Origin of the sequence: Bacillus sp. J33, assembly GCF_000518885.1 — a bacterium.
Taxonomy (GTDB): Bacteria; Bacillota; Bacilli; order Bacillales; family Cytobacillaceae; genus Cytobacillus.
Map to the genome: position 1 here is coordinate 14233 of NZ_JAEL01000030.1, position 25065 is coordinate 39297.

Annotated in this window: 23 protein-coding genes; all 23 read left to right on the plus strand. The window is 43.2% G+C overall.

Annotated elements, in window-relative coordinates; all coding sequences use genetic code 11:
* The first annotated feature begins 9 nt into the window (after positions 1-9).
* The 23 genes from L634_RS0110935 (at position 10) to L634_RS0111055 (ending at position 25065) form a co-directional block, all read left to right on the plus strand.
* The gene (locus L634_RS0110935) at positions 10-921 is read left to right on the plus strand and encodes a ketopantoate reductase family protein (RefSeq protein ID WP_026582488.1); all 912 of its coding nucleotides are present in this window, start codon (positions 10-12) and stop codon (positions 919-921) included.
* Positions 922-1499: 578 nt separating this feature from the next.
* Positions 1500-2651 (plus strand): acyl-CoA dehydrogenase family protein, encoded by a 1152-nt coding sequence (locus L634_RS0110940; RefSeq protein WP_026582489.1) that lies wholly within the window; start codon positions 1500-1502, stop codon positions 2649-2651.
* Between the two features lie 90 nt (positions 2652-2741).
* Entirely contained in the window at positions 2742-3008 is a 267-nt protein-coding gene (locus L634_RS0110945) for a hypothetical protein (RefSeq protein WP_026582490.1), read from the plus strand.
* Between the two features lie 68 nt (positions 3009-3076).
* A complete protein-coding gene (locus L634_RS0110950) occupies positions 3077-5035 on the plus strand; it encodes a TRAP transporter permease (protein ID WP_026582491.1) in 1959 nt (652 codons plus the stop codon).
* A gap of 33 nt (positions 5036-5068) precedes the next feature.
* Positions 5069-6079: a TAXI family TRAP transporter solute-binding subunit gene (locus L634_RS0110955; protein WP_026582492.1), complete on the plus strand. Its 1011-nt coding sequence runs from the start codon at positions 5069-5071 to the stop codon at positions 6077-6079.
* Positions 6080-6099: 20 nt separating this feature from the next.
* A complete protein-coding gene (locus L634_RS0110960; RefSeq protein ID WP_232233751.1) occupies positions 6100-7722 on the plus strand; it encodes a long-chain-fatty-acid--CoA ligase in 1623 nt (540 codons plus the stop codon).
* Between the two features lie 102 nt (positions 7723-7824).
* Positions 7825-9036, plus strand: coding sequence for a thiolase family protein (locus L634_RS0110965; protein WP_442852696.1), 1212 nt, complete (start codon positions 7825-7827; stop codon positions 9034-9036).
* A gap of 135 nt (positions 9037-9171) precedes the next feature.
* Positions 9172-9501, plus strand: coding sequence for a PaaI family thioesterase (locus L634_RS31000; protein ID WP_232233753.1), 330 nt, complete (start codon positions 9172-9174; stop codon positions 9499-9501).
* Positions 9502-9728: 227 nt separating this feature from the next.
* Positions 9729-10481: an SDR family NAD(P)-dependent oxidoreductase gene (locus L634_RS0110975; RefSeq protein WP_026582495.1), complete on the plus strand. Its 753-nt coding sequence runs from the start codon at positions 9729-9731 to the stop codon at positions 10479-10481.
* A 189-nt stretch (positions 10482-10670) separates the two neighbouring features.
* On the plus strand, positions 10671-11237 hold the full coding sequence (locus L634_RS0110980) for a TetR/AcrR family transcriptional regulator (protein ID WP_026582496.1): 567 nt from the start codon (positions 10671-10673) through the stop codon (positions 11235-11237).
* A gap of 181 nt (positions 11238-11418) precedes the next feature.
* Entirely contained in the window at positions 11419-12198 is a 780-nt protein-coding gene (locus tag L634_RS0110990) for an SDR family NAD(P)-dependent oxidoreductase (RefSeq protein ID WP_026582497.1), read from the plus strand.
* Positions 12199-12496: 298 nt separating this feature from the next.
* Entirely contained in the window at positions 12497-13276 is a 780-nt protein-coding gene (locus tag L634_RS0110995; protein ID WP_026582498.1) for an enoyl-CoA hydratase/isomerase family protein, read from the plus strand.
* A 264-nt stretch (positions 13277-13540) separates the two neighbouring features.
* Positions 13541-14485, plus strand: a complete 945-nt coding sequence (locus L634_RS31005) for an MBL fold metallo-hydrolase (RefSeq protein ID WP_051428310.1) — start codon at positions 13541-13543, stop codon at positions 14483-14485.
* Between the two features lie 46 nt (positions 14486-14531).
* Positions 14532-16058: a class I adenylate-forming enzyme family protein gene (locus tag L634_RS0111010; protein WP_026582499.1), complete on the plus strand. Its 1527-nt coding sequence runs from the start codon at positions 14532-14534 to the stop codon at positions 16056-16058.
* 39 nt (positions 16059-16097) lie between these two features.
* Entirely contained in the window at positions 16098-17312 is a 1215-nt protein-coding gene (locus tag L634_RS0111015) for an iron-containing alcohol dehydrogenase (protein WP_026582500.1), read from the plus strand.
* Between the two features lie 298 nt (positions 17313-17610).
* Positions 17611-18786: an acyl-CoA dehydrogenase family protein gene (locus L634_RS0111020; RefSeq protein WP_026582501.1), complete on the plus strand. Its 1176-nt coding sequence runs from the start codon at positions 17611-17613 to the stop codon at positions 18784-18786.
* Positions 18787-18840: 54 nt separating this feature from the next.
* Complete coding sequence (gene fabG / locus L634_RS0111025; protein ID WP_026582502.1) at positions 18841-19605, plus strand: 3-oxoacyl-ACP reductase FabG; 765 nt, start codon at positions 18841-18843, stop codon at positions 19603-19605.
* Positions 19606-19629: 24 nt separating this feature from the next.
* Positions 19630-20079 carry a MaoC family dehydratase N-terminal domain-containing protein gene (locus tag L634_RS0111030; protein WP_026582503.1) on the plus strand — a complete coding sequence of 150 codons (450 nt, stop codon included), beginning with the start codon at positions 19630-19632 and terminating at the stop codon, positions 20077-20079.
* Positions 20076-20483, plus strand: coding sequence for a MaoC/PaaZ C-terminal domain-containing protein (locus tag L634_RS0111035; RefSeq protein ID WP_026582504.1), 408 nt, complete (start codon positions 20076-20078; stop codon positions 20481-20483). Before L634_RS0111030 ends, L634_RS0111035 begins: the two co-directional genes overlap by 4 nt.
* Before the next feature lie 243 nt (positions 20484-20726).
* Positions 20727-21932: an acyl-CoA dehydrogenase gene (locus tag L634_RS0111040; protein WP_026582505.1), complete on the plus strand. Its 1206-nt coding sequence runs from the start codon at positions 20727-20729 to the stop codon at positions 21930-21932.
* A 13-nt stretch (positions 21933-21945) separates the two neighbouring features.
* On the plus strand, positions 21946-22719 hold the full coding sequence (locus L634_RS0111045; RefSeq protein ID WP_026582506.1) for an SDR family oxidoreductase: 774 nt from the start codon (positions 21946-21948) through the stop codon (positions 22717-22719).
* Positions 22720-22748: 29 nt separating this feature from the next.
* Positions 22749-23918: a thiolase family protein gene (locus L634_RS0111050; protein WP_026582507.1), complete on the plus strand. Its 1170-nt coding sequence runs from the start codon at positions 22749-22751 to the stop codon at positions 23916-23918.
* A 91-nt stretch (positions 23919-24009) separates the two neighbouring features.
* Positions 24010-25065: a phosphotransferase family protein gene (locus tag L634_RS0111055; protein ID WP_026582508.1), complete on the plus strand. Its 1056-nt coding sequence runs from the start codon at positions 24010-24012 to the stop codon at positions 25063-25065.

The window sequence follows — 25065 nt, forward strand, 5'->3', positions numbered from 1 at the left end:
GAGGCACTTATGAAAATTGGAATAATGGGGACAGGAGCTGTAGGAGCGTTTTTTGGGAGTTTGCTAAAGAAATCGGGCCACGAGGTAGTCTTTATTGCCAGAGGAGACCATTTGGAAAAAATGCTGGAGGAAGGTTTGAAGGTATATAAAAATAATGAACTAATCCATGTGGACGGTGTGTTTTCAAAAGATGTTAAAGATCTCAAAGGGTCTGCTCTCATATTATTTTGTGTAAAATCTACTGATACACTCGAGGCTGCAAAGCAGATTGCTGAAGCATGCGGGCCGGAGTCCCATATTTTAACGCTTCAGAACGGAGTAAGCAATGAAGAAATATTAAGCTCGGTGTTTGGCATGGAACGGGTATTCTCTGCTGCAACCTATGTACAGGCTCAAACTAAGGCACATGGAGTTATTCAGCAAACCGGCTTCTATCAGCTCGTTATTGGTGGCTTGGGTTCTTCTGGGGAAGAAGACAGCCGCCGATATGCAGAGCTGTTTACGAAATCGGATATTCCTTCCAAAGTAACGGAAAATATATTACAAGAAAAATGGAAGAAGTTTATTTGGAATACTACCTTTAATCCTTTATCAGCTGTTGCTGGTGCCTCTGTTGGAGATATTTTGGATAATCCGGATCTGAAGAAGCTTGCAAATAGGATTTGTGAGGAAGTAATTGAGGTGGCCGGCAAACTTGGCTATACTTTTCCCCCTTCCTATGCTGAAGAACTTTTTATTCGCTCTGAAAGGGCAAAAAGCCACAAGACATCAATGCTTCAAGATTTATTAAACGGAAAGAAATTAGAGACAGAAGCTTTGACAGGCTATCTCATTCGAAAAGCAGAAGAAATTGAAACTTCTGTACCATACACCCAAACCATTCACAGCCTGCTCAAATTTTTGGAAAAAAAGCATAATTAACATCAATTTGGAAAACCGCTATTTTTTGTGTTAAATAGCGGTTTTTTTATTTCTGCAAAATAAAACCAATAATGATTCAAAAAAGAATTCTGTGATTCAATTATGAATCATGCAGTGCAAACTCTTATTTTGTCAAACTGCCTATCTTTTTGATTCATAAATGAATCATCAAATTTCAGGAGAACATTCGGATAATTGAAAATAATAGACTTTTTGTCTTGGCACAGTTTTTGCATACTCTTTAATATAACACTGTTTTCGTTAAGTATGTTGTTTTTCGCGGCTAACTAAGATTAACCAACTGAGTTGATTATAGCGGAGGGCATTCGACTCCTCGAAAATGAATTCGCATTTCCTTGCGGCGAGGTGTTTTTTCGAGGATGCTCTTCTCCAATGTCCTGCTCCAAAGATAGGGAAGCGGGAGACCGAGACCCCACAGTCGAAGTCGAGGAGGGTCTAATTCCTTACCGGAGAAAACTTGAGTGCCTCTTGCTGAATCAGCGGGTTAATTTATAAGTAAAAACAACAATTTATGATAAAGGAGCCTTAATATTAAAAGAAATGGAGTGGACAAACATATGATTGCAGCACTTCCGCAGGAAATTGAACAAATGAAACAAATGGTAAAAAACTTTGCAGATAGGGAAGTTGAGCCTTTTGCCCAGCAGATTGAAGATGAGGACAGAATTCCGCAGCATCTGGTAGAACAGGCAAAAGAACTTGGACTCTTCGGAATGAGCATTCCAGAGGAGTATGGAGGTATTGGTTTAAATGCTGTTGGCAAAGCTGCTGTCCTTGAGCAATTGGGCAGAACACACAATGGCTTCGTTAGCCTGATCAGTGCTCATACAGGAATTGGCAGCACAGGCCTTGTGAAACTTGCCTCCGAGTACTTGAAACAAAAATACTTGCCTGATATGGCTGCAGGAAGAAAGATTGCTGCTTTCGCCCTGTCAGAGCCCGGCGCTGGATCAGATGCAACTAATTTATCAACGCGGGCAGACAAAAAGGGAGGCAATTGGATACTAAACGGAACCAAACATTTTATAACAAACGCACCTGTTGCAGATGTTTTTACCGTTTTTGCCCTCACTGACAAAGAAAAAGGTGCCAAGGGAGGCATAACAGCTTTCCTGGTAGAAAAAGAGTTTCCGGGATTCACCATTGGAAAGCAGGATAAAAAAATGGGCTTAAGAGGTTCATATACCGCACAGCTGATTTTTGAAGATTGCGCTGTGCCGGAGGAAAATGTTATTGGCGAAGTCGGCATGGGATATTTGTCAGCGCTGAAAATCCTTGGAGAAGGCCGTGTAGGGCTGGCCGCCAGATCAGTAGGTTCGTGTGATAAATTGATTGAACTGTCCTCCTTCTATGCAAAAGAAAGAATCCAGTTCGGGAAGCCAATTGCTGACAATCAGGCTATCCAGTGGATGCTTGCTGACATGGCGACGGAAACGGAGGCTGCAAGGGCATTGACACTTCGGGCCGCGATGATGATTGATGAAGGAAAAAAAGTCATTAAAGAAGCATCGATGGCGAAATTATTTGCATCTGAAGTTTTTAATAAAGTAGCTGATAAAGCTGTACAAATCCATGGAGGGATGGGATACGTATCCGACTATCCGGTGGAACGTTTTTATCGGGATGCAAGGATTACGAAGATTTATGAAGGAACAAACGAAATCCAGCGCCTGATTATTGCAAGAAGAATATTGGAAGAGGTTCGATGAAGGATTCCAAAAGAATTGATTAATTTCGAAGACAAAATTGCCTTTATCACTGGCAGGGGAAAGGGCTTGGCCGGAAAATGAGCAAGTTAATTGTTTCGTCCGGCTGCCGTATCGCCCGTTTGTTCGAGTAAGCTTGAACAGCGCGAAGAGACAGCCAGTACATTAGCCGAATTATTTGCTAATCAAGCTAAAAAATATGTCTGCAATATCCAAAATGAAAGCGGTGTCACAAGGGGCAGGTATTATCCGAATTTGGATAACAGGGAGATTAATCCGCTCGGCAGAATTGGGGATGAGGATGCCTTAAAGGGACGTCATCTTTATCGTTGGCCCGGCCAGTGCATTTACAGCCAGTAAAAATTTTGGCAATCGACGGAGGCAGGACATTTTAGTCCGCAGGCATTCATTCTAATAAGGGAGGGATAATGATGGATCAAGTACAGGAGTCAAAGGTCATTGATACTTCAATACAAGTGAAGCCAGCCTATATTGAAGAACTATGGCATTCCCGAAAGGAGGGCTGGAATAAAACCAGGATATTTTTGCTGATTATTTCGCTGCTGGCAATCGGGATGTCGGTTTTCCATGTTTATACGGCAGGGTTTGGAACGCTGCCTTCATGGGAGCAGCGGAGCATTCACGTTGTCTGGGCCTTGCTTTTGATATTTCTGTTATTTCCGTTTAGAAAAGGCAGGAAATTTGGTGTAATCGATGTTCTATTTGTCATCATTACTCTTGCCGTAGGCGCGTATGTCATCTTTGGGGCTGAAGGGATCCAGAGCAGGCAGGGGAATGTAGGGCAGAATGATGTGATATTTGGAACGATCTTAATTGCCCTAATACTTGAAGCAACCCGAAGGACGAATGGTCTGGCCATGATGCTGGTTGGATTGTTATTCCTGGTCTACATTTTTTTCGGGCAATACTTCCCCGGCATTCTTGCACATCCGGGTGCAAGATACGGGAAGATGATCGACCAGATGTTTAACAGTACACTAGGTATTTTCAGCTCGCCCATTTATGTGAGTTCAACGATCCTTGTTTTGTTTGTTGTGTTTGGATCGTTTTTGATGAAATCGGGCGGCGGGCAATTTTTTACCAACTTTGCTTTTGGCGCTCTTGGGAAAAAAACAGGGGGCCCTGCCCTTTCTGCAGTTGGCGCAAGTGCCCTTGTCTCAACAATTACTGGAAATGGCGCGGCCAATGCAGCCATTACAGGTTCCTTTACGATCCCGCTGATGAAAAAGCTTGGTTATTCCAAGAGATTTGCCGGAGCCGTTGAAGCTGTAGCTTCTCAGGGAGGTCAAATCATGCCGCCAATCATGGGTGCATCGGTATTCATAATGGCGGAAGCAACAGGAATTCCTTATATAAAACTGGCATTGTATGCGCTCATCCCCGCGATTATCTATTTCCTGATTGCAGGCTTTATCGTCTACTTCCATGCCAAGCGCCTAAAGCTTGCGGGCATACCGAAAGAGCAGCTTCCTGATCCAAAGAAAATCCTTTTGCGGGAAGGGTATTTGTTTTTGCCAATCTTCATTATTATCGGCTTAATGATTTACGGCTACAGCCCAATGAAAGCCGGATTTTATGCCATTTTGCTGACCATTGCGATCAGCTGGATAAGGAAGTCAACAAGGATGAATCTTTTGTCCATCCTGGCAGCGCTTGAAGATGGGATTCGCGGGTCACTGGCAGTCATTGCAGCCTGTGCAACAGCCGGCATCATTGTCGGTGCAGTATCGCTTACAGGGCTTGGACTTAATTTTTCAAGATTTGTTATTGACCTTGCAGGCGGCCAGTTGTTTCCGCTGCTCCTTTTGATTGCCTTAGCGTCCATTGTGCTGGGAATGGGAATGCCAACTGTTTCGGCCTATGTCATTCTCGCTGTTTTGGGTGTGCCGGCACTTACTGATGCAGGTGTCAATTTAATTGCAGCTCATATGTTTGTCTTTTATTTTGGTGTTTTGTCAGGCTTGACGCCTCCGGTTGCCATTACCGCGTATACAACAGCGGGAATTGCCGGATCGAAACCGAACGCTACTGCCTTCTACGCTATACGGATTGGTGCGGGCGGTTTTCTTATTCCCTTCATTTTCGTCTATAATCCGCAGCTTCTACTTCAGGACGGAAGTGTCTTGGATATTGCTCTCGCAGTTGTAAGCGCTTTATTCAGCTGTTTTATTTTCTCAGCTGCAATAGAGAATTATTTGTTCAAGGAAATGAACACGGTGCATAGGACCTTGCTATTTATTTCTTCCTTTACATTGGTTGTGCCAGGCTTACTTTCGGATATTACGGGCATAGCTATTTTCATCCTCGTTTATTTCATGAACAAAAGGGTGTCTACAGCAGGCAACGCAACAGAATTAAATGCTTAGTAAATTTAGTAAATAAGGAGAGGAGAATAAACGATGAAAAGACTGTCTTTAACTCTATTATTTATCATTTGCTCGTTTCTTCTGGCAGCCTGCGGTTCAGGTGGTGAAGAAGCATCAGGGGGAGAAGGAAAACTCGAGGCGCCGGATAAATTTCTCAGAATCGGTTCTGGTCCGATGGGTTCAGGCTGGTTTCCGATTACGACCGTGATGTCTGAGGTATATATGGATAATTTCAGCGGATTGAATGCCTCCCAAGTTGAGGGCGGATCGACGGCTAACCTAAAATCGCTTGATGTCGGCGATATTGAATTGGGCATAAATTACACTTCAGATTTCTCAGATGCCATTAATGGTGAAGGCAGCTTCGATAAAAAGCTCGACACTATTGCCAGTGTTGCTTCCTTGTACCCTGTCTATCAGACCATTGCAACCCTACAAAAATCTGAAGATATCAATTCCATTGAAGATATTGTCGATAAACATATTTTCCTAGGTCCTAAGGATGGCGGCGGGCCAGTCGCATTTTGGCGAATGATGGAGGAGTATGGAATTAACGAGGAGAAAATCAAGAAAGCCGGAGGAAAACTCTCTTATGGAAATTATAATGACGGAGCATCCATGCTGGCAGATGGAAATGTCGATGTGTTCCTTGGAGGCGGGGCTCCTGCGATTGCGTCCCTGCAGGAAATTGAAATGACCAACCCTATAAAAGTATTGCCGATCGATCAGGATAAACTTGAAAGCATTAGCAAAAAGGACTACGGAATTTCCTTTGATAATCTGCCTGCTGGAACATATAAAGGCCAGGACAAGGATATCCCAACCTATACGGCAGTATCCATGCTGACTGTTCAAAAAGAGCTGGATGATGAATATGTTTACAATCTTACAAAGTTGTTTTGGGAAAATATGGGCGAATTTGAAAAGCAGATACCTGAACGAGCAAAACATTTTACTTTAGACACTGTCCTTGATGGGATTGACCCTGAAACCCTTCATCCTGGCGCGAAGAAATATTATGAAGAAAATGGTGCTGTGAAATAAAACAAGGAGGTGAAGAAAAGTTGAATACTCTAAAAAACCGGCCTTGGTTTATGCATTATAAGCAAAATGGGAACATTGAAATTACGGAAATGCCGCTCTATCGGGTACTTGAACAATCGGTCCTCCATTACGGTGATAAGACTGCGATTATTTTTGAGAATGAAAAAACCACCTATCTGTCGCTGAAGGATCAGGTCGACAGGCTGGCTGGCGGCTGGAAGGAAATGGGGTTTCAAAAGGGCGAGCGGATTGGCTTAATGCTCACCAACCATCCTGACTACATCATCTGCTATTATGCCGCACAGGCGCTGGGGCTTACAGTCGTCCAAATCAATCCGATGTATACGCCGAGAGAACTTTTGCAAATTGTAAATGACTCACAGGTTTTTTATATCGTAGGCGATCCACTTTCACGTAAAACGATTCTCGAGGTAAACGAGCTTTACAAGTTCAGGTATATAATTGGCTCACAGTTTGAAGTTGGGAACTCGGAAGGGTGCATTACGCTGGACGAACTCATTCCGTTCTCATCGCCAATTGATACACCGGAGGAAATTGATGTACATGAAGATATTGCGGTTATTCAGTATACAGGTGGTACTTCTGGGAAGACAAAAGGTGCTATGCTGACGCATTACAACCTGGTAGCCAATGTGATTCAGAGTTTTAATATGTATGCCGGAAAGATGATTCACGGTGAGGAAACTATTCTCACAGCGACTCCTTTATACCATGTCTATGCCATGACCAGCGCCATGAATCTTGGCATCTATATAGGAGGAGAAATCCTGCTATTCAAAAAGTTTGAAGTGAAAGAGGTTTTGGAAGGCATTAAAAAATATCGGCCTACGTTCTTTCCGGGAGTTCCCAAAATGTACATCTCCTTTGTGAATTATCCAGAGATTGAACAATACGATTTAAATTGTCTAAAAACCTGTTCGTCAGGGTCTGCCCCGCTGCCAGTTGAAGTAATCAAACGATTCGAAGAATTGACAGGTGCAACGATCGGAGAAGGATTTGGATTATCAGAAGCTTCACCGTCAACCCACCGCAATCCTCCTTTTGGAATCAGAAAAATTGCCAGTATCGGAATTCCCATGCCTGATACAGACTGCATGATCATTGATGAAAACAATAATGAATTAGGTCCTAAATGTGTCGGAGAATTGCTGATCAAAGGCCCGCAGATCATGAAGGGCTACTGGAATAATGAAGAGGAAACCGCCGCAGCGCTTCAGAACGGATGGCTTTATACTGGTGATCTGGCAATGATGGACGAGGACGGCTATTTTTATATCGTCGGCCGGAAAAAGGAAATGATCATTGTTGGAGGCTTCAACATATATCCACAGGAAGTGGAAGGGGTCCTATATGAACATCCGGATATTCAGGAGGCAGCTGTAGCAGGTATACCTGATAAGAAACATGGGGAGCTGGTCAAAGCTTATGTTGTTCCAAAAAGCGGAAGGGAAATCGATATTGATGAACTGAAAGGATACTGCTACTCAAAATTAACACCATATAAAGTTCCAAAAATGTTTGAGGTCCGCAATGCCCTTCCGAGGAACACTGTAGGGAAGCTTTTGAAAAGGCTGCTTGTAAAAGAGGAGCTTGAGAAAAGAGAAAAGAATAATGCTGAATAGATTTTGAAAAGGTCAGCATGATAGCCACGCAGACTTTGCCGGGCACAAGATGAGGCTTCGAAGTATGGAATATCTTTATTAAAACAAGGAAGGAGAATGAAAATGACAGTTCGCACAGAGACCGTCATTGTCAGTGGGGTTAGAACCCCAATCGGACGTTACGGTGGAGCTTTGAAGGAAATCAGCTCAGGCCATTTGGCCAGCCATGTAATAAAAGAGGCGTTGGTACGTGCAAATCTTAATGGTGATCAGGTTGATGAAGTAATTTTAGGGGAAGTACGGCAATCAACAGAATCATCAAACGTAGCAAGGGTTGCAGCTTTACGTGCAGGAATTTCTGAAACAGCGTCTGCTTTCACTGTAAATCGCCTTTGTGCATCAGGAATGCAGGCCATTGCCTCTGCCGTTCAGCAAATTCAATCCGGCCAGGCGGAGATTGTTGCAGCCGGCGGAACGGAAAGCATGAGCTGTTCACCTATTTATTTAAGGGGAGCACGTTTTGGAGGAGACCGGGCTCATTTGGTTGACTCTAATACTGAAGCCGGTCAGCAGCCTAAGGAAATTTACGGTGAAAATCTTGGCATGGGCATTACAGCAGAAAATGTTGCTGAAAAATACGGTGTTACAAGGGAAGACCAGGATGCATTTGCATTAGAAAGCCAGAGAAGAGCGGACACAGCCATACGAGAAGGCCGGTTCAAGGGGGAAATTGCCCCATACGAAATCCAATCCAAAAAGGGCTCTTTTTTAGTAGATGCCGATGAACATCCCCGCCCTGAAACCACCATGGAAAAATTGGCTAAATTAAAGCCGGCTTTCCGAACCAATGGGACCGTAACGGCTGGGAATGCTTGCGGGCGGAATGATGGAGCTGCCGCTGTTATTGTTATGTCATTGGAAAAAGCTGAAGAGTTGAATCAAAAGCCCCTTGCCCGAATTGTTGATTGGGCTGCAGGAGGTGTGTCGCCTGAAATTATGGGAATAGGCCCAGTCCCTGCTGTTAAAAAACTTCTGGAACGTACAGATAAATCAATTAATGATATTGCTATTTTTGAACTAAATGAAGCATTTGCATCCCAGTCTCTTGCAGTTATTAGAGAACTTGGCCTTGATCATAACAAAGTGAACGTAAATGGCGGGGCAATTGCTCTTGGCCATCCAGTAGGATCTACAGGTACCCGCATTGTTGTAACCCTATTACATGAACTGATTCGCAGGAAAGAAAGATATGGCATTGCAACTCTTTGTGTGGGCGGGGGACAGGGGATGGCCATCTTAATCGAAAATATAGCTGAAAGCTCCATTGCAAACTGATGGTGGAAAGATCTTATCGGGTTTAAAACGCGAGCCTGATTAAAATAAAGGGGAGTGAAACTGTGCACTTGACTGCTGATGATATAAGGGGAACCTTCGAAAAAAAGTCCTCTCTTTAGGCACATAGGTTTCGAAATCGTAGAACTTGAGGATGATCGGGTAAAATTAAAACTGACCATTAGCGATCACCTGTTAAACGTAAATGGGACCCTTCATGGGGGTATTCATGCAACGATGCTCGATTATGTCCAAGGAATGTTACTAAGAGCTGTGACAAAGGAAGGGTGCGTCACAACGAGCCTGACCACACAGTATCTTAACTCTGCTTCCGAAGGAGAAATTTTTGCAGAATCAAAAATCCTAAAGCTAGGTTATAATGTTGCTTTCATGGAAGCAGAAATTAAAAACTCAGAAGGTAAAATTCTTTCTAAGGGGTTAGGAAGCTTTAAGCTATTGCGTTCATAAAAAAGGTCAGGTTTCTTTTAGGCCTTTTAAAAGGAAACTGACAATTGATTAATAGTATAGAAGGACACTAATAAGCTAGATCCTGAGCCTTTCAGTTCATGTCGATTATTTTTGTAATATTTAGAAAAATAGTTGAATAATTCAATATTACGTTTATAATGAGAATTAAGTACATACCGACTGGTTGGTATCATAAACTGGGACATTGGCAGGGAAGGGGGAAAGGTATGAGATTAGAAGGCAAAACAGCCATCGTTACAGGCGGTGCTGCCGGAATTGGTCGTGCGGCTGCAATTTTATTTGCTAGACAAGGAGCCCAGGTTGTTATTGGGGACGTAGATTCTGAAGGTGGAGAGGAAACAGTAAATATTATTTCGCAGCAAGGTGGAAAGGCAGCATTCTTTCGTACTGATATAAGCGATTCAATTCAAGTTAAAAATCTTATTGAAAATGCAGCCGATACTTATGGCCAGTTGAATATCCTGTTTAATAATGCAGGAATAGGCAGTCCAAATGTTAAGAGTATGGATCTTGAAGAAAAAGATTGGGACAGGGTCATAGATGTAAATTTAAAGGGAGTTTTCCTTGGGATGAAGTATGCAGTCCCGGAATTAATAAAAGCCGGAAGCGGTTCAATCATTAATACTTCCAGTTTACTCGGTCTCAAAGGGCAGAAATATCTTGCCCCCTATAACGCCTCCAAAGCCGGGGTAATCCTTTTGACTAAAAATGCAGCTCTGGAATATGGAAAATATAATATCCGGGTAAATGCCATCGCACCTGGGGTTATTGATACGAATATCATTAATGGCTGGAAAAATGATGAGCGGAAATGGCCTGTCATTTCTAAAGCCAATGCACTAGGAAGAATCGGTACACCTGAAGAGGTAGCAGCTGCAGTGTTGTTTCTAGCATCTGACGAGTCATCTTTCATTACGGGGGCAACACTTTCAGTAGATGGGGGCGGACTAACATATTAAAAAATGTCTTATCACATATATAAATGGAACGGCATATGCTCCTTGAGCTAATTATTTCACTATCCTCCTTTTAAAAATTGATAGGCATTAATGGGTAATATTTTAGCTAACGAAAAATAGGAGAACATTGGAATAGGGGTGATATGGTATAATTTTTGTGAATATTAGTAAGATTGCGAGGACAGCATAGTGAAGGAAAAAATAACGGAGCAAAGCATAAAATTGTTTGAAAAAAAAGGCTTTAAAGACACCTCCATTCAGGATATTGTCGATTCGCTTGGAGTGACTAAAGGATCATTCTATTATTATTTTTCCAGTAAAGAAGAATTGTTAATGGATATTCATCTTGGATACATTAACGAATTGCTAAATCGGCAGGAGCAAATTCTTGGGGATGAGCGATTAAGCTACAAGCAAAAACTCTTCGATATTGTTTATATGCTAATAAGCAGCATTAAAACAAAGGGCCCCTCTGCGAAAATCTTTTTCAGGGAAATGCGGCACTTGAGCGCAGACCGGCTGGAACAAATTATATCAAAGCGGGATCAATTCCGGCTCAACGTTGAACGGATCGTTCGAGGCGGAATCGATAACGGAGAATTCCGAAAGGATTTGAATCCTTCAATAATAACCTTTGGCATTCTAGGGGCAGCAAATTGGAGTTATCATTGGTTTAATCCAGCTGGCACTTCTTCTGACCGTGAAATAGCTGAAACTTTTGTGGAAATGATCTTGAAGGGAATTCAATTGGATTGAGAGTTGAAATGGAGGAGGCCGTCTGTCCTCTCTCTGCTTCACTAGGATACTTACTGGTTGGTATGTTTATGGCTCTGTTTAGAAACAGCAATATGTTTAAAGGTGATGCTCATAATTTTAAATGACTGAACATTCAGTAAATGAAACCTTAGACATCTATATCAAACAAGGGGGAGTGTACATGAGGTTTTTGGACTCAATTGCTCTTATAACAGGTGCGGGGAGCGGAATTGGCAAAGCTGCAGCATTCAGGCTTGCCAATGAGGGTGCCCGGGTAATCCTAGTTGGCCGTACAGCATCAAAACTTGAGAAAGCTGCGATGGAGATAAATGAGTCAAAGAAAATTCCAAAGGCGGAGATTTTCACTGCTGATGTAACAGATGAGGAGGATGTCCGTGAATTAGCCGAATTTGTAAAAGATCAATTTGGAGATCTGCATGTACTTGTCAACAATGCTGGCGGATCGGTTCATTCAAAGATTTTGGATACTTCTGCAAGTGATTGGGACTTTGTTCAAAATACCAATTTGAAAAGTGTTTTCCTTGTCTCGAAAATACTTGGGAAGCTGATGGCTGATGTATCTGAAGCAGATGGCGATTTTACACAGAGCCGATCCATTGTTAATATAGCATCTTTATCGGGGCATCAAGCTGGTGCGCATATTCCCCATTACAGCGCAGCCAAAGCGGGAGTAATTAATTTTACGAGAGCATTGGCACTTGAGCTTGCTCCATTTGGAATCAGGGTAAATTCAGTTTCTCCAGGATTTGTCGAAACCCCCTTAACGGAGCAGGGAATGAAGAATGAACAGTTTATTAAAGCAATCCGGAGGAATACAGCACTGGGCCGGGCAGGTGTGCCAGAGGAAATAGCAAATGTTATCAGCTTTGTTGCTTCCAGTGATGCGTCTTATATGACGGGTTCGGATGTTCTGGTTGATGGCGGCTGGTTAATAAAATAGGCTCTTTTCTCATAAAATGTTGTTTTTACTTATAAATTCTGCCCGCTGATTTCAGCACGGCGTACTTGCTTTCCGCGGGAGGAATGAGGGCTATGCCTGCGGGGTCTCACTTCCCTCACTTCCCGCAGGACATTGAATAAGCTTCCCTGACCTGGCACCGCACGAAGGAAATGCGGTAGCATTTTCGGGGATCAAGTGTCCTCCGCTACAATCAACTCAGTTGGTTAAACTAAGTTTGCAGTTAAAAAGCAACAAACTTTACGAAAACAGCCATAAAATAAAATGGGGAGATGATTGGATGAGAAATGAGCATTTAATCATAAATCAAAATGGTGCAATTCTGAACTTGACGTTAAATAGGCCGGACCGTTTAAATGCGTTCAGCCCTGAAATGATTCTTGGCTTAACGGAGGCTATTCGTGAGGCCCGGATCAATCCTGAAATAAAAGTGATAGTCCTATCCGGTGCAGGCCGCTCCTTCAGTGCCGGAGGAGACGTGAAATCCATGGGGCAGGCAAATGGAGCGGGAGTTTATGAGCATATAGGCAGACTTAATCAATGCATTCTTACGATGAAAGAAACTGAGAAGCCGATTATCGCTGCTGTTCACGGATTTGCAGCGGGAGCTGGATTCAATTTGGCGCTTGCATGTGATCTGATTATTGCCGCAGAGGACAGTCAATTTGCACTAAGTTTTTCAAAGGTAGGGCTTGTTTCTGACGGAGGTGGTTCCTATTTTATTTCAAGACTCGTAGGACCGCATCTGGCAAAGCAATTCTTTTTCACCGCTGAGCCCATTAAGGCTGAACGGCTATATCAAATGGGTGTTATTAACTGCCTGGTTCCGCTTGAGAAGCTGCAGGACGAAACTCAGGAAATGGCCGGCCAATTGGCAAAAGGCCCTACTATGACTTATGGAATGATTAAAAAGCTCGTCGATCACTCTTTAACGTCAACGTTGGAAGAAATTCTCGAGCAGGAGCGAATTACACAGACGCTGATGGTTTCAACCGAGGATCATCATGAGGGTATTACAGCTTTTAAGGAAAAAAGATTACCTGAATTCAAAGGGAAATAAGGTGTTCATGGTCCCGGCAGAAGCAAGGGGACCTTATGCTGACAACTTGCCGCAGCTAAGAGCCCATGGGGTAAATCAGCAAACCGGCAATGGAATAAGCTGCATCCATTGGACTTATTCGATTAAAATAAAAACTTTTTTGCTAAATTAGCAGAAAATGAGGCTCAGCCATTTAGCTGTATTTAATAAACAATTTCATAAAAAATTACTTTTCAGAAGTGCTTTCCTTCTCATTATATTTCACTAAAAGGGGGGTGATTCTTTTTGGAGAAGGTCGTCCCGCTTACACTGGAATCCCCATTCTCCGAAGGTATTGTCATGGTGTATGCGGTCCTGGGTGAAACAGCTACCCTTATAGACACTGGAAATCCGGGTGAGAAGTCCTTTTTTCAATTAAAATCCGAGCTGGAAAAACAGGGGCTCCGTTTTAAGGATTTTGACCAAATCGTGTTGACTCATATGCATACTGACCATTCAGGAGGTGTCAGCCTGATCCAGCAGGAGTCCGGGCTGCCGGTTTATGTCCATGAGGGAGCAAAACAGGAAATAACAAAAGGGGAAGCAGAGTTTCAGAGAATAAATCAATTTTTTAGGAACTTTATTGAGCAATGTGGTGCAGATCCTACGCTGCATCAGCATAAACGGAAATACAAGGAAGAGATTTGGACGGATGTCCATTATTTGCGTGATGGAGAAGAGATTCAAATAGGCGGAAATCCATTTAATGTCATGCATGTTCCCGGACACAGCCAGACAGATATTCTTCTCTGGAGCGCAGAAAGCGGTACAGCATTTGTAGGTGATCATTTGATTGAAGAAATATCCGTAAACGCTTTTGTAGAACCTCCGCCCACAAATGCACTGAAGAGGCCAGAACCGCTGATACAGTACAGGGAGTCGCTAGAACGGGTTAAGAGACTTTCCCTGAAAACGTGCTATTCAGGACATGGAAAGCCATTCAACCTGCATAATAGACTGATTGACCGAAGATTTGCTGAGCAAGAGTCCCGCTGCCGGCAAATTCGCCATCTATTAAAAGACGGCAAAAAAAATGTTTTTGAGCTATGTCAAGAGCTTTATCCGCGCTTAAAAGGAAAAGCGATCTTTCTTGGCCTTTCTCAAGTGCAGGGGCACTTGGATTTAATGGAACAAAGACAAGAAGTGGAGAGAGAGGAAACAGGAAAAGTATTTTACTATCAGTTGAGATAACATTTGCATTTTGCCTTTCTTTCAATTTTGAAAAGGAGAGGATTCTATGAAGCTGAAGGATTTACTGGATAGGAATGTCAGTGAATTTGGAGAATATCCTTTTATTTATTATGAAGATAAGCAGTATACAAATGTGGAAACAAAAAACTTTGCTGACCAAATTGCCAATGGGCTCAAGGAACTCGGAGTTGAACCTGGGGATCGTGTAGCTGTATGCATGCCTAATTGTCCTGAAGTGATATTTTCCTACCAGGGAATCACCAGGAGCGGAGCCGTGATTGTGCCAATTATGTTCACTCTCCATTATAAAGAAATTCATTTTATTATCCAAAATTGTCATGCTAAAGTTATTATTTCCTCCGCATACACGGCAGAAAATGTAAAAAAAGCCATTGAAGGACTTGAAAACAAGCCTGTTCTCCTTGTGGCTGATATGCCAACGGGCAATGGCATGATAAATCTATACGATATGTTGTCAAGTGATCCAAGGAAACTAGCCGATGCTCATGATTCCAGCGATGAAGATACAGCTGTTATATTATACACTTCAGGAACAACTGGGAGCCCTAAAGGTGTTATTTTAACTCATAAAAATCTCTATTCAAATGCTGTTAACTCCGCTGCCCATAACGAAACAGAACGAGGTGCAACAATAAGTGCCCTGCCGCTGGCCCATGTATATGGCCTTACAGTTTCTAACGTCAGCTATATTACTGGGAGTTCAGTCGTCATTTTCCCGAAATTTGATCCGATCCAAGTGTTTAAAGCTATTGAAAAATATCAGGTAAGGGCATTTTCTGCTGTACCGGCAATGATCCATGCAATGTTCTCTTGTGAACAGGCTGATCAATATGATACTTCCTCTTTGGAATGGGTTGGGTCAGGTTCTGCACCCCTCCCAATTGCGCTTTTGAATGGCTTTCAGAAAAAATTCAAAGCCAAGGTCCTTGAAGGATATGGTTTATCTGAAGCTGCGCCTGTCGTAACTGCCCATAATAAAAAAATTGCAGTAAAACCGGGATCAGTGGGAATCCCAATACCAGGAACCAAGATAAAAATTGTAGGCAGCCATGGAGAGGAAGTACCTGCAGGAGAGGTTGGCGAGCTGATTGTAAGCGGTGATAATGTTACGCCCGGCTATTATCAGAACGAGGAGGAAACCAGCCGGGTTTTAGTAAACGGCTGGCTGCACACCGGAGACTTGGCAAGGGCAGACGAGGATGGCTATCTGTATATTGTCGATCGTAAAAAGGATCTGATTATCAGGGGTGGATTCAATGTTTATCCGCGTGATATTGAAGAACTGCTGAATGGGCATGAACAAGTTTTTGAAGCTGCTGTTGTAGGAATCCCCGACGAAAGAATGGGGGAGGAGATTGTTGCATGTGTTGTTAAAAGTGCGGGATCAGCAATAAAGGAAAATGAATTGATCCAATATTGCCAGGATCATCTTGCGAAAAACAAAACACCGAAAAGGATCATCTTTGTAGATTCATTGCCCCGAAATGGTGTTGGAAAGATCGTAAAGACCCGTTTGCGGCAGTTTGCTGCAAGCAGTATTTTATCAGGTTAAGTCAACCAGATGAAATATAGAAATTTAGGGGTGAATGGAATGAAAGCGAATACAATATCTCAGTTTATGCTGCGTACTGTTATTTACAGCGGTTCAAATTCACGGGCCCTTATTCCTGATTTATTCCGGGGTTTAGGGGCGAAAAGGGTAGTTCTATTTAGTGACAGAGGTCTTGAGAAAGCAGATATAGTGGAAAAAATAGTACGAATTTTTGAAAATGCACCACCTGGAACCGGACCTGAACTAGCAGGAATCTATCTGGATATTGCGCAGGATGCAGAGAGCAGTTCGGTAAACAACGCAGCAGCATATGCAAGAAATGTTGGCGCAGATGCGCTGCTGGCCGTCGGAGGCGGAAGCGTCCTGGATACTGTAAAAGGGGTAAAATACACATTGCACAAAGGATTATCAGACATAAAGACTGTGATTCCTAAAGGCATTTTATTTGAACAATTACCTGATGCAAACCATATCCCGATTCCGCATATTGCGATTCCTACAACAGCTGGCACTGGGGCGGAAGTTTCCCCAATTGCGGTTATTTATAATGAAGAAACTAAAATGAAAGGCAATATAATCAACCCTTTCATTAGTGCCGATATAGCGGTTTTGGATCCAGATCTGACTGTAGGATTGCCGGCTGCAATAACAGCTTTTACCGGATTTGATGCACTGACACATGCAATTGAGGCTCTGGCTTCATCGAATGCCACAGCTTTGACTGATGCGCATGCCCTTCAGGCAATTAGGCTGATTGAACAAAATCTTCCCGTTGTAGTATCAAACGGAGAAAATGTTGATGCAAGAATGGAAATGCTTTATGCCAGTTTAATGGGCATTAGCGCATTTAGCTGTGCCTTAAACGCCATTCCTGTTCATAATTTTGCTCATGCTTATGGAGGTCTATTTCGGATTCCCCATGGGCTTGCAAATGCAGTTTTCCTGCCTGTGGTTATGGAAATGATGCCCAGCCTGTACCTTCCCAAGATAAAAGAACTAGCCGAGGCTTTGCGGGTCAGAACAAATAAAAATGAGGATCTTGAGGGAATGTTAGCAAAAGTCATAGAAAAGCTGCGTTTGCTTCAGCAAAGGACCGGTCTTCCGAGTAATTTTTCAGCGTACGGTCTTACTGAAGAAGATCTGCAGCGAGCAGCAGATGCAGTAGCAAAAGACCCTGCGGCTGCCTCTTTTCCAATGCCGGCGGAGCTGATTCAAGCTGTTGGCCTAAAGGTAGCTCCTATGCATATAAAATAGGTTTAAAGTCAGGAAATCCATATCCATTTAATCAGCTGATTATAACCGGGAGATATTCCAGTGGCTCCATATTTTCCCGCTGTTGCTTTTTGGGTGGCTAACTAAGATTCACCCAACGGGTAAAACAACAATTTATAAACGGCCTTCAGTTAAAGTGCAAGGAAAATAACTTGATTTTTCTGAAATTTCAACATAGAATATGAATACATACCAACCGGTAGGTATGTATTCTGAAATTCATTCATATAGATTAATAGCAAATCATCTTAATTTAAAAGATTTGATAGGAGTGATAGGAATGCAATTACGCCTGACTGAAGAACAAAAGATGGTACAGAAAACGATTCGCAAGTTTGTTGAGAAAGAATTAATCCCGCTTGAAAATGATGTCTTGAGGAATGAAAGAGAAGGAAAACCCAGTCTTCCGCCAGGTAAATTAAAAGAATTGCAATTAAAGGCAAAGGAGGCCGGCTTCTGGGGAATCAATACACCAGAGCAATATGGAGGAGCGGATTTGGGGCAGATGATGATGGCAATCGTGCTAATGGAGGTTTCCAAAACCTTTGTCCCTTTTCAATTCGGCGGATCTGCTGATAATATCCTCTACTATGCAAATGAAGAGCAGAAACAAAAATATTTAATTCCAACAATTGAAGGCGAAAAAAAATCGTGCTTTGCCATGACTGAACCTGGAGCAGGTTCAGATACCCGCAATATCAAAATGACTGCAGTAAAGGAAGGCAATGAGTGGATTTTAAATGGCGAGAAAACTTTCATTACAGGAGGAAATGAAGCAGATTTTGTTATGGTCATTGCCATTACTGATAAAGAAAAACATCAGGCAACAGGGCGTGATGGCGTTACCTGCTTTATCGTCGACCGTGATATGGGCTGGAAATCCGAGTATATACATACGATGGGTGAATGGGGTCCCGCCAGTCTCGTTTTTGATAATGTCAGAGTCCCAGAGGAAAATATTTTAGGTGAAGTAAATGGGGGATATAATTTGGGGCTGGAATGGATCGGTTTTGCAAGGTGGGTTGTTGGTGCAAGGGCAATCGGTGCTGCAGAAAGATTGCTTCAAATGGCCATCGATTATGCGAAGGAACGTGTGACATTTGGAAAACCGATTGCTGAAAGACAAGCCATACAATGGCAGATTGCTGACTCTGCAGTGGAGATTGAAGCTGCAAGATGGCTTGTTCTGAATGCTGCGTTTACTCTTGATGCAGGTGAAGATAACCGTCATATGGCGTCAATGGCGAAACTATATGGAGCAAATATGGGTAACCGTGTCGTAGACCGTGTCATGCAAATCCACGGGGGGATGGGCTATACAAGGGAATTGCCGATTGAAAGATGGTACCGTGAAGCAAGATTGTGGAGAATCTATGATGGCACTGATGAAATCCAGCGTATGATCATTGCAAGAAATTTGATAAAAGGCCATGTGAAACTTGGCCAATACGTATAATTCAAAAATCTGTAATCAAAAGCTGGATCGAATATAAGAGAGGGAGGAATAAAAATGGCAGGCAGATTTGAAGGAAGAGTAGCTTTTATCACTGGAGGCAGCCGTGGAATAGGGAAAGGGATCGTTCAGCTCTTTGCGGAAGAAGGAGCTAAAGTCGCCTTTATAGATTTGAATGAGGAAGCTCTTGGTGAAACAGCAAAAGAGTTACAGGAAAAAGGATACGATGTATATTCAAAAGTTGCGGATGTGACAGATCCCGACCAGGTTAACCAGGCATTCAAAGAAGTTTATGACACCTTTGGTTCAGTGGATATCCTGGTCAATAATGCCGGTGTAATCCGTGATAATCTTCTTTTTAAAATGACGGATTCTGATTGGCAGACCGTCATGGATGTACACCTAAAAGGGTCGTTCAATGCAGCACGGGCTGCTCAGAAATACATGGTAGAAAATAAATACGGACGGATCATAAATATTTCTTCCACTTCAGCTCTTGGCAATCGCGGACAGGTAAATTATGCGGCAGCTAAGGCAGGGCTGCAGGGGTTCACTAAAACACTGGCAATTGAACTTGGTAAGTATGGAATCACCGCAAACTCGGTTGCTCCCGGTTTTATTGAAACAGAAATGACAAAGGAAACAGCTAAAAGGATTGGTATATCTTTTGAGGATCTGATTAATGCCAGTGTTGCAAAAATCCCTGTCGGCAGAAGCGGAAAACCTGCTGATATTGCCAATGCGGTGGCATTTTTTGCAGATGAGAAATCATCCTTTGTCAACGGCCAAGTTATTTATGTTGCAGGCGGACCCAAAAATTAATCATTAAAGTGAGGTGAAGATCAATTGTTCCAGCAGCATATTGGAAAGCGATCCAAAAAAGTTAAAAACACTGTTGAGCGGGGTGCCGTCAAGAAATTTGCAGAAGCAATCGGTGATCCCCATCCGATTTTTGTTGACGAGGAAACGGGCAGGAATTCGAGGTATAAGCGGAATATTGCCCCTCCAACCTTTCCGAGGGTTTTCGATTACGGAACGATAGAAGGACTGAATCTGCCAAACAAAGGCCTTATACATGGGGAACAAACCTATCATTATGAAAGGCCGCTGCTGGTTGGCGAAGAAGTCAGCTGTTATTCAGTGGTGAAAAATTACTTTGAAAAGAAGGGAACTCATGGGGAGATGGGTTTTCTTGTACTCGAAAGCTTTGGGGAAGACGAGATGGGGAAAGTTGTTTTTAGCTCAACTCAGACCGTAATAATCACAGAAGCGGTAAGAAAGGTGCTGATTGGATGATAGCAATGGAAGAGCTTCAGTTAGGCGACGAATTAGAGGAAATCCAGCTTGAACCGGTCGACCGGCTGACTTTGATTAAATATGCAGGGGCTTCAGGCGACTATAACCCAATCCATACAATTGACAGTGAAGCAGCAAAAGCTGGCCTGCCTGGTATTATTGCTCACGGAATGTGGACTATGGGGAATCTGGCAAAGCTATTTAGTTCTTATTATAATGAGGGATTTATTCAGGATTACACAATCCGATTTAAAGGGATGGTTTTCCTGAATGATGTGATCACGCTTAAAGCAGCGCTGAAAGAGAAAAAGGGGAACATCTCGCGTTTTATTGTAAGGGCTGTCAACCAAAATGGAACCGAAGTGATAAAGGGAGAGGTATTCTTTCAGAGGTATCTCCATTAAAGAATTCTGTTCCATTGAAACTCATACGATAAGCAGCTGCTGGGTCTAATGCTATACTCCAAGAGGGTTCTTAGCCTAATACTTACAAAGATATACTTCAGCGGCTGTTAAAACTAGTAAACGAACAAAAGGAATATTAGTAAACTCTAAAATCAGAATTAAGAGTTAAATAGGATAAAAACTCTGCAAATGAGCAAATACCAACTAGTCAGTATGCGCACTCTTAATAATGAGGTGGTACATGTGAATTTCATTCATTCCGATAAGGTTAAGGAATTGGAAACAAGACTGACAGAATTTATGGATGAGTTTATCTACCCAAATGAGACCGTCTATAAAGAGCAGATCGGAGAAAGCGATCGGTTTTCAAAGGTTCCTCCAATCATGGAAGAGCTAAAAGATAAAGCGAAAGAAAAGGGGCTTTGGAACCTGTTTTTGCCAGATAGCGAATACGGCATCGGGCTGTCGAATCTTGAATACGCACCTCTTTGTGAAATTATGGGGAGATCTAGTATTGCTCCTGAGGTCTTCAATTGTGCTGCTCCCGATACAGGCAATATGGAGGTTTTAGTCCGGTATGGGACTGAGGAACAAAAGCAGCAGTGGCTGCAGCCGCTCCTCAGGGGAGAGATTCGTTCCTGTTTTTCGATGACTGAACCGGATGTGGCTTCATCAGATGCAACGAATATCCAGTCAAGCATCGTCCGGGATGGAGACGAATATGTCATAAACGGAACAAAATGGTGGTCTTCAGGTGCAGGGGATCCACGCTGCAAAATTGCCATTGTCATGGGTAAAAATGATCCTTCTGCACCGAAGCATGAACAGCAATCCATGATATTGGTGCCGCTGAATACCCCGGGAGTGACGATTAAAAGGATCTTGCCAGTGTTCGGGTATGACCACGCACCCCATGGCCATGCAGAGATTGAATATAAGAATGTGCGTGTGCCTGCAGAAAACATGCTTTTGGGAGAAGGCAAGGGATTTGCAATTGCCCAGGGGCGTTTAGGACCAGGGAGGATCCATCATTGCATGAGAACGATCGGAGCTGCAGAAAGAGCTTTAGAAGAATTATGTAAGCGTGTTCAGGAAAGAAGTGCCTTTGGAAAAAAGCTTGCTGAACAGGGCGTAATCCAGGAATGGATTGCTGAAGCGAGAATTGACATTGAACAGGCCAGGCTGCTAACACTCAAGGCGGCTTTCATGATGGATACAGTCGGCAATAAAGAGGCAAAAGCTGAAATAGCAATGATAAAAGTGGTTGCACCAAATATGGCGTTAAAAATCATTGACCGGGCTATCCAGGCATTTGGGGCAGCAGGGGTTAGTGAAGATTATACTTTAGCGGCCGCCTGGGCAAATATCAGGACATTGAGATTGGCAGATGGGCCGGATGAGGTTCACAAGCGGGCGATTGCAAGATATGAATTGAAAAAATATATGTAGGAGGGCCTGATCCATGCATGTTAAAGACTTATTTTCCTTGGCAGGAAAGACGGCTATTGTAACTGGAGGAGGCAGGGGTCTAGGTGAACAAATCGCAATAGGCTTTGCTGAAGCAGGAGCGAATGTCGTCGTTTGTTCCAGAAAGCTTGCGGCATGTGAAGAGGTAAGCCAAAAGCTGAAGGAGCATGGCGTAAATTCAATGGCTTTAAAATGTGATATCACGAATCCTCAAGATGTGAAGAACGTAGTCAATCAGACTAAGGAAAAATTCGGAAGCATCGATATTCTTGTCAACAACAGTGGGGCCTCATGGGGGGCGCCAGCAGAAGAGATGCCGCTAGAAGCCTGGCAAAAGGTCATTAATGTGAATGTAACTGGAACCTTTTTAATGTCACAGACCGCAGGCAAGGTGATGCTGGAGCAAGGATCTGGGAAAATTATCAACATTGCCTCGGTAGCCGGATTAAAAGGGTCTAATCCAAAATATATGAATGCAATTGGATACAACTCCAGTAAAGGCGCAGTCATCACATTTACAAAGGACCTGGCAGCAAAGTGGGGGCCTCGCGGCATTTATGTGAACGCGATTGCGCCGGGTTTTTTCCCGACAAAAATGTCAAAAGTATTGCTGGAGCAAGGGGGTAATGGAATCCTGGAAGGTACTCCATTAAGGAAATTTGGATCGGATACTGATCTTAAAGGTGTAGCTGTATTTTTGGCTGCTCCTGCATCAGATTATATTACAGGTGACGTTATCGTCGTGGATGGCGGAACACATGTGCTATAAAGCAAACCGGAAAGAGGGGGCCAATTGATATGAACAGAGACGCAGTCATTTTGTCGGCAGTCAGGACGGCAATTGGGAAACAGGGGGGAGCGCTCGCTTCTGTTCCAGCTCATGTTTTTGGAGCCGAAGTGCTGAAAGAAGCTGTAAGACGGGCAAATATCGCGCCTGAAGCAATTGATGATGTCATCATGGGAAATGTCATTAGCGGAGGCGGGAATATCGCTAGGCTGACAGCCTTGCAAGCTGGCCTTTCCATTGAATTGCCGGGGATGACAATCGATCGTCAGTGCGGTTCCGGAATCAATGCAGTGAACCTGGCAGCACAGGCAATTCGCGCTGGCGAAGGAGATATCTACATTGCGGGAGGCATAGAAAGTATGAGCAGAGCGCCATATTTGCTGGATCGCCCCGAAAAGCCTTATAGTCCTGTCCCGCCAAGGTTCAGGAAATCACAGCTTTCCCCGAAAGAAATAGGGGATCCTCCAATGGGAATCACTGCGGAAAATCTCGCTGAAAAATATTCAATCAGTCGGGAGGAGCAGGATGAATTCTCTCTTTTAAGCCAGAGAAAAATGGCTTCTGCCATGGAAGCCGGGCGTTTTGATGAACAAATTGTCCCGATCACCATTCCGGCTAAAAAAGGGGAAGCACTCATATTTAAAAAAGATGAACATCCTCGGCCGCAAACAACTCTTGAAGCTTTATCCAGGCTGCAGCCGGCATTTTTACAGGATGGTACCGTAACCGCAGGCAGCAGTTCGGGCTTGAATGATGCTGCTTCTGTGCTTGTGGTCACATCAAGGGAGAAAGCGGCTGAACTAGGCGTAAAGCCTTTGGCTGTTATAAGAGAGCAAGCTCTGGCCGGGGTTGATCCGAACATTATGGGAATTGGTCCAGTCCCAGCAGTGAAAAAAGTACTTGAGAAATCAGGGCTTACACTTGATGACATCGATCTCATTGAAATTAATGAGGCATTTGCTGCTCAGGTTATTGCCTGTAACCGTGAACTTAACATGAATTTGGAAAAAGTAAATGTAAATGGCGGTGCCATCGCTCACGGGCATCCATTAGGAGCAACAGGAGCCATTCTGATCACAAAAGCAGTGTATGAGCTCGAAAGAAGAGGCGGGAGATATGCATTAATTACTGCTTGTATCGGCGGCGGACAGGGAATTGCAACCATTATTGAGCGAGAATAATTACAAATGGGTAGATATACACGCTAAAACAGCAGGTCTCCCCTTTGCAGGATGGCCATAAAAAATATTATGAAAAAGGAGGCTGGGCTTCATGGCTTCTGATACGATTCCTATCAGAAAAGGGGAAGAATTGGATGCTGCAGCAATTGAGACATTTATGAGAGAGCATTTACCCAACCTTCCTGAAGAACCACTAACTGTTGAACAATTTAGTTTTGGAAAGTCAAATTTAACCTATTTGCTGAAAATAGGTAATTGGGAAGCGGTTTTAAGACGTCCGCCTTTAGGCCCGGTTGCCCCTAGAGCTCATGACATGGGAAGAGAATACCGGATACTTGAAGAAATCAGCCCGCATTTCCAGGCAGCTCCTAAGCCTTTTTTATTTGCAGATAAAAGTGTAATGGGGACCCCATTTTTTATAATGGAAAGAAAAAAAGGAATCGTTTTAGATACCGATTTCCCTGAAGGGGTTGTCCCGACAAAAGAAATCTGCAGAAACTTATCAGAAACGATGGTCGATCATCTCGTGGCTCTTCATAGTATCGACTACACAAAAACAGGGTTAACAGAGATAACCAGGCCGGAAGGGTTCATGAAAAGGCAGGTCAGTGGCTGGATTCAGCGGTATGAAAAGGCTGAAACGGACGACATTGAGGGTGTGGAGAAACTGAAGAGATGGATGATCACCCATGTCGCTGAATCAGAAGAACCAGCTATAATTCATTATGATTACAAGTTAAATAATTCAATGTTTGATAAGCATTTAAAGCAAATGGTAGGACTGTTTGACTGGGAAATGACTACCGTAGGGGATCCGCTTGCCGATTTGGGAGTAGCGATGAGCTATTGGATTGAGCCTGATGATTCAGAGCTTTTGAAAAAGGGCATGGGAAGGCCTCCAATTACAGCCACTTCTGGATTCATGACCAGAGAAGAGTTTATGGAGAGCTATGCCCAAAAAAGCGGCAGAGATTTGACAAATATGAATTTTTATCTAACGTTTGCTTATTTTAAGCTTGCAGTCATTTGCCAGCAAATATATTACAGATGGAAAAAGGGACAGACAAAGGATGAACGGTTTTCAAGCCTTGATCATTTTGTTCGCAGCCTGATTCAATATTCGCTTTATACTGCTGAAAAGAAATAA